The following is a 9902-nucleotide window of genomic DNA, read 5'->3' as shown; positions in this document are numbered from 1 at the left end:
TTGGGGAGCTCGTCGTTCAGGCGATCTTGAAGCGGGCTACCGACTGGCGAAGCTCGTCGGCCATCTGGGACAGTTCACGCACCTGCTGGGCGGTGGTGCGGGTGCCGTCGCCGGTCTGCTCCGTCACCGCGAAGATGTGCTGGATGTTGGCCGCCACCACGTTGGCCGACTTGGCTTCGCGGGAAGCGGATTGCGAGATCTGCTCGATCAGCTCGGCAAGGCGTCGTGACACGCGGTCGATCTCCGACAGGGCGGTACCCGCATTGTCGGAGAGCTTGGCCCCTTCCACCACCCCTTGCGTGGAGCGCTCCATGGCGCCCACCGCGTCCTGGGTATCGGTCTGAATCGCCTTGACCAGCGCCGCAATCTGGCGCGTGGCGTCGGCCGAGCGTTCGGCCAGTCGCTGCACTTCCTCGGCCACCACCGAGAAGCCGCGGCCGGCTTCACCAGCGGACGCTGCCTGGATGGCGGCGTTGAGTGCCAGCACGTTGGTCTGCTCGGTAATGTCCGAGATCAGTTCGGTGATTTCGCCGATCTCCTGCGACGACTCGCCCAGGCGCTTGATGCGCTTGGAGGTCTCCTGGATCTGGTCGCGGATGGAGTTCATGCCGCCGATGGCGTTCTGCACCGCCTGCAGGCCCGACGAGGCGGCCTGCAGCGACTGGCGCGCCACCGTGGCCGACTCCTGCGCCTGCGCCGACACGCTGTTGATGCGCTCGGCCATGGTCAGCACCGACTGGCCGGTGTCGCGAATCTCGCGCAGCTGCTCGGTCGAGGCGGCCAGCAGTTCGGTCGAGGTGTTTTCAACCTGGGCCGTCGTTGCCGCCACTCGGGTGGCCGTGTTCTGCACGTTGCCCACCAGCAGCCGCAGTTCTTCCACGGTGTAGTTCACCGAGTCCGCAATGGCGCCGGTGATGTCCTCGGTCACGGTGGCTTCCTGCGTCAGGTCGCCCTCGGCCACTGCCTGCAGTTCGTTCATCAGCCGGAGAATGGCCGCCTGGTTGGCCACGTTGACGCGGGTCACTTCCTCGTGTGCGCGGTCGGATTCGACGCGCTCGCGCTCGGCCGAGGAGGCGCGTTCGCGGCCTTCCTTCACCTGCGCATAGGCAATGGCACCGGCCAGGCCGAGCGCGGCCAGCGACAGCAGGAACAGCGCGATCACGGTACCGGCGCCCAGGCCGGCCTGCTCCGAGAGCTTGTCCTGCAGCGCGCCGAGCGACAGGCGCAGCGGCTCGCTGTCGGCCAGGATGGCGGCCTGCGCTTCGCGCGCGGTCACCAGGCCCTGCAGGTTGCCCAGGATGCCGCCGGCTTGCTGGCGGGTCTGTTCATAGGTCTTGAGGATCGCCTCGAGCTGCTGGCGCGTCTGGCGGTCCTGCGTGCCCGGCAGGCGCTGCTGGGCGTTGCCGTCGAGCAGGCCGCGGGCGACGTCCTGGAAGGTGTTGAGGTCCTTGCCCAGCAGGAACACGGCGTCGGGGCTGACGCCTTCGACCGTCAGGAACTCGTTGGCCGACTTGCCGATACGCTGCGTCAGCATGACCAGCTGGCCGGCCGCGGAGATCTCGGCCACCGGCGCGTTCTGCTGCACCTTCAAGGCCGCGACGGTTTCGGTCATCTCGAGCAGGTCCGACGACTGGCGGTTGATGTCGCGCAGCGCGGCGCCCACCTGCGTCAGGATCTTCTGCTGGCCCAGCACCGACTTGGCGCTGGCCTCGGCGCGTTCGACCAGCGGGACGATCTTGCCCATGTCGGCGCCCAGGCTGCCGGACACCGGCTCGAGCTTGAGGGCGGCGTCGCCGCTGGCCAGACCGTGCACGCGCTGCGCCATGTCGGTCGCGCTGTCGCGCACTTCGGCGAAGGCCTTGACGTCGCCCACCAGGGCCTGCGACACCGACTTGGCGAGGCGCTGCGACTGCATCAGCGCCTGGCCGGTGGCACCCACCTGCTGGGCGACGCGGTCGGAGCGGATGATGGCCCAGGCGGCGATCACCAGCAGCACGAACACCACCGCGGCCAGCGCGATGAAAAGATAGCGCTGGCGGCGCTGCAGGTCCGAGCGCGGAGGCAGCGGCGACGGCCCCTCGGCCGGCTGCGGCTGGGCCGCGGGATCGGCATGCTGCAACTCGGCCCCTTCCCCGCCCTGCGGTGCAGGCTCGGCGCCAGCGGCAGCGTGGCCGTCGCGGCGCGTCACCGTGGCGCGGTCATCGAAGTCCTGCAGGGTCGAGGCGTTGTCGAGCGCGATGGCGCCCACACCATTGCCGGCTGCGAGAGTCGCGCCACCCTGTCCGGCGGGCAGTAGTTTCTTGAACTTGTCGGCGATCGAGCTCACGGCCGCTCCTTCAGGTTGAATGTGCAAGCGCGCCGCTGCCGGCGCCGATGCTGAGAAATTGGGGTTGCTGGGAAAGCGCCTGCAGGTTGACTTCCTGCCACTGAACGCCGCTGTCGTCGGTGAATGCGTAGCCCATCCAGGCGGGTGCGTCGGCGGCCGGCGGCCGGGCGTCGACAAAGGCCTCGGCGCCGCGCAGGCCGACCAGCCGGTCGATCAGCAGGGCGCAGTTGACTTCGAGCAACTCGTTGAGCGCCACCAGCCGCGCCTGCCCGCGCCCGGCATCGGGCAGCGCCGAGCCCCGGGCGACACCGGTGAACGCCGACAGCTCGACCACGCCGTACAACTCGCCGCGCAGGTTGGACACGCCGAGAAACCACGGCTCGGTGTAGGGCACGGGCTGCGGCGGCACCCAGGGAAAGATCTCGCCGGCATGCCCCAGGGGAAAGAGGTAGCGGCCCTCGCCGGCCTCTACCGCCAGCCAGGAGGCGGAAACGCCCGCGCTGCGCGCCGCCTGCAGGCGGCTGGCCAGGCGGGCCTGGAAGGCCCGGAGTGCGTCGCGATTGGCCATGGCGTTTGCGCTTGTGGGACAGCCGCGCTCAGTTGAGCGCGCTGATCTTGGCCATCAGCTCGGTCGCGTTGACCGGCTTGACGATGTAGTCGCGCGCGCCCTGGCGCATGCCCCAGACGCGGTCGGTTTCCTGGTTCTTGCTGGTGCACAGGATGATCGGCACGTTCGCGTACTGCGGATCGCGGGCGATCGCGCGGGTCAACTGGAAGCCGTTCTGGCCGGGCATGACCACGTCCATGAGGATCAGGTCGGGACGGTCTTCGCGCAGGCGGCGCATCGCGTCGTCGGCGTTCTCGGCGGTCTGGACCTTGAAGCCGTTCTTCTGGAGCAGATCGCTGAGGAACACCAGTTCCGTCTTCGAATCGTCCACCACGAGGACTTTCTGGATGGGCATTTAGAGAGTTTCCGATTGAGCAACGCCGAACTGCTCCACGGCCTGGAGCAGCTGGTCTTTGGTGAAGGGTTTGGTGAGGTATTGCTGCGAACCGACCATGCGCCCGCGCGCCTTGTCGAACACGCCGTCCTTGGACGACAGCATGACCACCGGCACGCTGGAGAAATGGCTGTTGCGCTTGATGATGGCGCAGGTCTGATAGCCGTCGAGGCGCGGCATCAGGATGTCGCAGAAGATGAGGTCCGGCTTGTGGTCGTTGACCTTGGACAGGGCGTCGAAACCGTCTTCGGCCAGCAGCACCTCATGCCCGCCCTGCTTGAGAAAGATCTCGGCGCTGCGGCGAATGGTGTTGCTGTCGTCGACGACGAGCACCTTGTAGCCGGTTCCGTTGGTGCTCATTGGCACGCTCCTCAAACATTCAGTTCGATGTCAGCGATCTTCAAATGAAGATCGCCGGAAGCGTGGCCCTATGCCATGCTTCAGATTTCGACCATTTCAAAGTCTTCCTTGCGAGCGCCGCACTCAGGACAGGTCCAGTTCATAGGCACGTCGGCCCAGGCGGTGCCGGGCGAAATGCCATCCTCTGGTACCCCGACTGATTCGTCGTAGATCCACCCGCAAATCAGACACATCCAAGTCTTGTTGTTCATCGCAGCTTACGGTCCCTGTTCATAGAATGCAACGATTGTATCGAGACGTCACAGCTAAACCCGTGATATGCGTCTCACATCTGCCACCATCCCGGCAAGCCTCTTCAGGTGCATGAAAACTTCCTTACTACCAACCGGAGAATCGGGCGTCCCGGGCGATCTTAGCGGGGCGCCAGGGCATGACGACCAGCCCGCCGAATCGTCGCAGGCGGTGCCGCCGAGCGTGCTGGTCTTCAACGCCAGCGACCCCAGCGGCGCCGGCGGACTGGCCGGCGATGCGCTGGCCATCGCCTCGGTCGGCGCCCACATGCTGCCCGTGGTGACCGGCGCCTACGTGCGCGACAGCGCCGAGATCTTCGACCACATCCCGTTCGACGAAGAGGCGGTGGCCGAGCAGGCGCGCGCCATCCTGGAGGACGTGCCGGTGCAGCTGATCAAGATCGGGTTCGCCGGCACGCCGGAGAACCTGGCGCAGATCGCGCAGACCACGAGCGACTACCCGGAGCTTCCGGTGGTGGCCTACATGCCCAACCTGTCCTGGTGGGAAGAGGACCGCATCGACGCCTACCTGGACGCCTTCCGCGAGCTCGTGCTGCCGCAGGCCACAGTGCTGGTCGGCAACCACAGCACGCTGCGGCGCTGGCTCCTGCCCGACTGGAATGGCGAGCGCGGGCCGAGCGCGCGCGACATCGCCATGGCCGCCGGCGAGCTGGGCGTGCCCTACACGCTGGTCACCGGCGTGGTGCTGCCCGAGCAGCACATCGACAACGTGCTGGCCTCGCCGCAGGCGGTGCTGGCCAGCGAGAAGTACGAGCGGCTCGAAGCCGTGTTCTCCGGCGCCGGCGACACCCTGTCGGCCGCCCTCGCCGCCCTGCTGGCCTGCGGCACCGACCTGGTGGCCGCCACCAGCGAGGCGCTGAGCTACATGGACCGCTGCCTGGACGCGGGCTTCCGCCCGGGCATGGGCCACGTGCTGCCGGACCGCCTGTTCTGGGCGCAGGCCGAGACGGACGAGGAAGACGCCGGCGAAGGCGTCGCCGAAGGCCCCAGCGATTTCGCGCTGCCGCCCCACGAAACCCGACATTGAACCCATCCATGAGCAGTCAACAAGACCCCAACGACCAGTTGTTCGAGCGCGCCCGCGCCGTCATTCCCGGCGGCGTCAATTCGCCCGTGCGCGCCTTCCGCGCCGTCGGCGGCACCCCGCGCTTCATCCGCCGCGCCCAGGGCGCCTACATGTGGGACGCGGCCGAGCGCCGCTACATCGACTACATCGGCTCGTGGGGCCCGATGATCCTGGGGCACGGCCATCCGGCGGTGACCGAGGCGGTGCAGCGCGCCGTCGGCGAGGGCCTGTCCTTCGGCGCGCCCACCGAGCGCGAGATCGAGCTGGCCGAGGCGATCCTGACGCTGATGCCGTCGATGGAGATGGTGCGGCTGGTGAGCTCGGGCACCGAGGCAGCAATGAGCGCGCTGCGCCTGGCGCGCGGCGCCACCGGGCGCAAGACGATCATCAAGTTCGAGGGCTGCTACCACGGCCACGCAGACGCACTGCTGGTCAAGGCGGGCTCGGGCCTGGCCACCTTCGGCAACCCCACCTCGGCCGGCGTGCCGCCAGAGGTGGTCCAGCACACGCTGGTGCTGCGCTACAACGACATCGCGCAGCTGGAAGAGGCCTTCGCCACCCACGGCGCCGACGTCGCCTGCCTCATGATCGAGGCGATCGCCGGGAACATGAACTTCGTGCGCGCCACGCCCCAGTTCGCCGCGCGCTGCCGCGAGTTGTGCACGCAGCACGGCGCGCTGCTGGTGTTCGACGAGGTGATGACCGGCTTCCGCGTCGGCCTGACCGGCGCGCAGGGCGTGCTGGGCATCACGCCCGACCTGACGGTGCTGGGCAAGGTGATCGGCGGCGGGATGCCGCTGGCAGCCTTCGGCGGCCCGCGCGCCATCATGGAGCAACTGGCGCCGCTGGGCCCCGTCTACCAGGCCGGCACGCTGTCGGGCAACCCGGTCGCCACGGCCTGCGGCCTGGCCACTTTGCGCGAGATCGCCAAGCCGGGCTTCTATGCCGCGCTGGCAGCAAAGACGCGCGCCCTCGCCAACGGCCTCGCGGACGCGGCGCGGGCCGAGGGCGTTCCCTTCTGCGCGGACAGCGAAGGCGGCATGTTCGGCTTCTTCCTGCTCGACGGCCTGCCGCAGGACTACGCCAGCGTCATGAAGAGCGACGGCGCGCGCTTCAACACGCTGTTCCACGGCCTGCTCGAGCGCGGCGTCTACATCGCGCCGGCCCTGTACGAAGCCGGATTCGTCTCGGCCGCGCACAGCGACGCCGACATCGCCGCGACGATCGACGCGGCGCGCGAGGTGTTCAAGGTGCTGGGCCGCGCATGACCGGCGCGGGTTCGCGGCTGCTGGCCGCGTTCGCGCTGCTGGCGCCGCTGGCCTGCCAGGCCCAGCTGCCGCTGTCGCCGCTGTCACAGGTCTGGATCAACCCGGGCTTCTATTCGTACCACTTCGACCGGAACGCGGACCTGGCAGACGCCAACCCCGGCCTGGGCATCGAGTGGCCGCTCAGCCAGACCTGGTCGCTCACCGCCGGGGGCTTTCGCAACAGCAATCGCGAACGCTCCTATTACGTCGGCGCCTACTGGATGCCCATCGAAGTGTGGGGCGTGAAGCTCGGCGCCGCGCTGGGCGCCTTCGACGGCTATCCCAACTACCGCGACGGCGGCTGGTTCCCGGCCGTGATCCCGACCGCTGCCATGGAAGGCCGCCATTTCGGGCTCAACGTCGCGATCCTGCCGGAGCTGAAGAACCGCCTGTACGGCGCCGTTACCTTCCAGCTGAAATACCGCTTCGAAGCCCCGCCGGAGCCCCCTGCACGCTGAAGGCGACCCGCGCTGGCGAATGCCTTCCCGCGCGCGGCAACATCAGTGTCGAAAGTGGCGCACCCCGGTGAAGACCATCGCCACGCCGCGCTCGTCGGCGGCATCGATCACTTCCTGGTCGCGCATCGAGCCGCCCGGCTGGATCACGCAGGTCGCGCCGTGGTCGACCACCACGTCCAGGCCGTCGCGGAATGGGAAGAACGCGTCGCTCGCCACCGCCGAGCCCGCCAGCGACAGCTTGGCATGCTCGGCCTTGATGCTGGCGATGCGGGCCGAGTCAATGCGGCTCATCTGGCCGGCACCCACGCCCAGCGTCATGCCGCCGGCGCAGAAGACGATGGCGTTGCTCTTGACGTACTTGGCCACCTTCCAGGCGAACAGCAGGTCGTCCAGCTGCTGCGGCGTGGGCTGCTTCTTCGTGACCACCTTGAGTGCATCGCGCGCCAGCTCGTGGTTGTCCGCAGTCTGCAGCAGCAGGCCGGAGCCGATGCGCTTGGCGTCCACCGCGTTGAGGCCGCGCTGCCACGCCGTCGCGCCGCCGGGAGGCAGCGCGATTTCCAGAACGCGCACGTTCGCCTTGCTCTTGAACACGGCCAGCGCCTCGGCGCTGAAGCCCGGCGCCATCAGCACTTCGACGAACTGCTTGCTCACGGCCTGCGCCGCCGCCTCGTCCACCGGGCGGTTGAAGGCGATGATGCCGCCGAAGGCCGAGGTCGGGTCGGTCTTGAACGCCTTGGCATAGGATTCGGCCGCGTCTGCGCCCACGGCCACGCCGCACGGGTTGGCATGCTTGACGATGACGCAGGCCGGCACGTCGAAGCTCTTGACGCATTCCCAGGCGGCGTCGGCGTCGGCGATGTTGTTGTACGACAGCTCCTTGCCCTGCAGTTGCCGTGCCGTGACGAGCGAGCCCGGCGCCGGATGGAGGTCGCGGTAGAACGCGGCCTGCTGATGCGGGTTCTCGCCGTAGCGCAGGTCCTGCAGCTTGACGAAGCGGCCGTTGCTCTGCCCGGGGAAGGGCTTGCGCACGGGCGACGCCTGGCCGGCACTGGCCTCGAAGTCGACGGCCGAGAGGTAGTCGCTGATGGCGCCGTCGTAGTCCGAGATGCGGTTGAAGGCGGCCACCGAGAAGGCGAACTTCGTCTTCTCGCTCAGCCGGCCCTGGGCCTTGAGCTCCTCGAGCGCCAGCGGATACTGCGACGCGTCGCTCAGCACCGCCACGTCCTTCCAGTTCTTGGCCGCGCTGCGCACCATGGCCGGGCCGCCGATGTCGATGTTCTCGATCGCGTCTTCGAGCGTGCACCCGGGCCTGGCCACGGTCGCCTCGAACGGATACAGGTTGACCACCAGCAGGTCGATGGTGGCGATGCCGTGGGTATCGAGCGAGGCCATGTGCGCGGGCACGTCGCGCCGCGCCAGCAGCCCGCCGTGGATCTTGGGGTGCAGCGTCTTGACGCGGCCGTCCAGCATCTCCGGGAAGCCGGTGTGCTCGGCCACCTCGGTGACCGGCAGCCCGGCGTCGGACAGCAACTTCGCCGTGCCGCCGGTAGACAGGAGGTTGACGCCCAGCGCGTGCAGCGCCTGTGCGAATTCGAGGACTCCGGTCTTGTCGGATACGGAGATGAGTGCGGTCAGTGCCATGTGCTTGCGTCGCCTGTTGGGTGCTATTTCAAAAGCTTGTGTTCGATCAGTTTCTTGCGCAGGGTGTTGCGGTTGAGCCCCAGCCACTGCGCGGCGCGCGACTGGTTGCCTTCGGCACGGGTCATGACCATGTCCAGCAGCGGCTTCTCCACCACGTTCACCAGCATCGCGTACATGCCGTCCGGCTCGGTGCCGCGCAGGTCACGGAAATAGCCTTCCAGAGAGCTGCGTACGCAGTCCTCGATTTGCTTCTTGCTCATGCTTTTTTCGTTCGCTCTTCTTTGCTTTTCTGATGTGCGGCCTCAGGCCGCCGCCTCTTCTTCCTCGATGTCGCTGGCCGACGACGACGGCGGCTCGGGCATGCGATCGTGCCCGAGCGCGAGTTCGTCGAAATAGGCGGCGACGGCGCGCCATTGCGCGTCGCAATCCTCGATGCGGTTCATTCGGGCACGGAAGTCCTCCGCGCCGGGCAGGCCGCGCACGTACCAGCCGATGTGCTTGCGCGCGGTGCGCACGCCGGAGAATTCGCCGTAGAGCAGGTAATGCTCCTGCAGGTGGTCGAGCAGCAGGCGCCGCACCTCGCCCACGAGCGGCGGCGCGCGGTGCGTGCCCGTGGCCAGGAAGTGCGCAATCTCGCGAAAGATCCAGGGCCTGCCCTGCGCGGCGCGGCCGATCATGAGGGCGTCGGCGCCGGTGGCGCGAAGCACCTCCAGCGCCTTGGCGGGGCTGTCGATGTCGCCGTTGGCCACGACCGGAATGCGCACCGCCGCCTTCACCGCGGCGATGGTGTCGTATTCGGCCCGGCCCTTGTAGCCTTGCTCGCGCGTGCGGCCATGCACCGTGAGCATCTGCACGCCGGCGTCCTCGAAGCGGCGCGCGAGCGTCACCGCGTTGCGATGGTCGACGCTCCAGCCGGTGCGCATCTTGAGCGTGACCGGAACGCCGTGCGGGGCCGCGGCCTGCACCACCGCCTGGGCGATCTCCAGGGCCAGCGGCTCGTCACGCATGAGCGCCGAGCCGGCCCACTTGTTGCAGACCTTCTTGGCCGGGCAGCCCATGTTGATGTCGATGATCTGCGCGCCCCGCTCGATGTTGTACTGCGCGGCCTCGGCCATCATGGCAGCGTCGGTGCCGGCGATCTGCACGGCGATCGGGCCCGGCTCGCCGGTGTGGTCGGCGCGGCGCGACGTCTTGAGCGTGTGCCACAGGTCCTTGCGCGAGGTCACCATCTCGCTGACCGCATAGCCGGCGCCCAGGCGCCGGCACAACATGCGGAACGGCCGGTCCGTCACACCCGCCATGGGGGCGACGAACAGCCGGTTCTCCAGCGCAATGCTGCCGATCTGCAGGGTCATGGAATGGTGCGGCGCAAACATCGGCTGCTGAAAAATGAGGCACGATTGTAGCGACCCGCCCGACCCGGGACTGAAAC

At 68.3% G+C, this 9902-nt stretch carries 11 protein-coding genes; 3 read left to right on the top strand and 8 right to left on the bottom strand.

The annotated features are described in order from the left end of the window. Positions 1-16 precede the first annotated feature (16 nt). From VES41_RS08280 to VES41_RS08260, 5 genes are all read right to left on the bottom strand, one after another. Entirely contained in the window at positions 17-2326 is a 2310-nt protein-coding gene (locus tag VES41_RS08280; RefSeq protein WP_324815393.1) for a methyl-accepting chemotaxis protein, read from the bottom strand. A 10-nt stretch (positions 2327-2336) separates the two neighbouring features. Beyond that, positions 2337-2894: a chemotaxis protein CheW gene (locus tag VES41_RS08275; RefSeq protein WP_324815391.1), complete on the bottom strand. Its 558-nt coding sequence runs from the start codon at positions 2892-2894 to the stop codon at positions 2337-2339. Positions 2895-2922: 28 nt separating this feature from the next. Then, entirely contained in the window at positions 2923-3288 is a 366-nt protein-coding gene (locus VES41_RS08270) for a response regulator (protein WP_324815388.1), read from the bottom strand. Continuing rightward, positions 3289-3687 carry a response regulator gene (locus VES41_RS08265; RefSeq protein WP_324815385.1) on the bottom strand — a complete coding sequence of 133 codons (399 nt, stop codon included), beginning with the start codon at positions 3685-3687 and terminating at the stop codon, positions 3289-3291. It lies immediately after the preceding gene. An 80-nt stretch (positions 3688-3767) separates the two neighbouring features. Beyond that, positions 3768-3938 carry a rubredoxin gene (locus VES41_RS08260; RefSeq protein WP_324815383.1) on the bottom strand — a complete coding sequence of 57 codons (171 nt, stop codon included), beginning with the start codon at positions 3936-3938 and terminating at the stop codon, positions 3768-3770. A gap of 112 nt (positions 3939-4050) precedes the next feature. Between VES41_RS08260 and thiD the strand changes: the two genes are divergently transcribed. The 3 genes from thiD to VES41_RS08245 are packed head-to-tail and all read left to right on the top strand — an operon-like array spanning position 4051 to position 6829. Continuing rightward, positions 4051-5025 carry a bifunctional hydroxymethylpyrimidine kinase/phosphomethylpyrimidine kinase gene (gene thiD, locus VES41_RS08255; protein ID WP_324815381.1) on the top strand — a complete coding sequence of 325 codons (975 nt, stop codon included), beginning with the start codon at positions 4051-4053 and terminating at the stop codon, positions 5023-5025. Positions 5026-5033: 8 nt separating this feature from the next. Further along, a complete protein-coding gene (gene hemL, locus VES41_RS08250) occupies positions 5034-6332 on the top strand; it encodes a glutamate-1-semialdehyde 2,1-aminomutase (RefSeq protein WP_324815379.1) in 1299 nt (432 codons plus the stop codon). Then, positions 6329-6829: a hypothetical protein gene (locus VES41_RS08245; RefSeq protein WP_324815377.1), complete on the top strand. Its 501-nt coding sequence runs from the start codon at positions 6329-6331 to the stop codon at positions 6827-6829. The genes hemL and VES41_RS08245 overlap by 4 nt, the downstream gene beginning before the upstream one ends. A gap of 42 nt (positions 6830-6871) precedes the next feature. Here VES41_RS08245 and purH read toward each other — a convergent pair whose 3' ends face one another. Genes purH through dusB form a run of 3 tightly spaced genes read right to left on the bottom strand, consistent with a single transcriptional unit; the run spans position 6872 to position 9825 of the window. Next, entirely contained in the window at positions 6872-8470 is a 1599-nt protein-coding gene (gene purH, locus VES41_RS08240; protein ID WP_324815374.1) for a bifunctional phosphoribosylaminoimidazolecarboxamide formyltransferase/IMP cyclohydrolase, read from the bottom strand. A 23-nt stretch (positions 8471-8493) separates the two neighbouring features. Next, complete coding sequence (locus tag VES41_RS08235) at positions 8494-8730, bottom strand: Fis family transcriptional regulator (RefSeq protein WP_324815372.1); 237 nt, start codon at positions 8728-8730, stop codon at positions 8494-8496. Between the two features lie 42 nt (positions 8731-8772). Then, the gene (gene dusB / locus VES41_RS08230; RefSeq protein ID WP_324815370.1) at positions 8773-9825 is read right to left on the bottom strand and encodes a tRNA dihydrouridine synthase DusB; all 1053 of its coding nucleotides are present in this window, start codon (positions 9823-9825) and stop codon (positions 8773-8775) included. Positions 9826-9902: the final 77 nt, after the last annotated feature.

The organism is Variovorax sp., assembly GCF_035634955.1.
Taxonomy (GTDB): Bacteria; Pseudomonadota; Gammaproteobacteria; order Burkholderiales; family Burkholderiaceae_C; genus Variovorax.
Note: the sequence above shows the minus strand (reverse complement) of the source record. Positions and strands in the feature narration are given on the sequence as shown.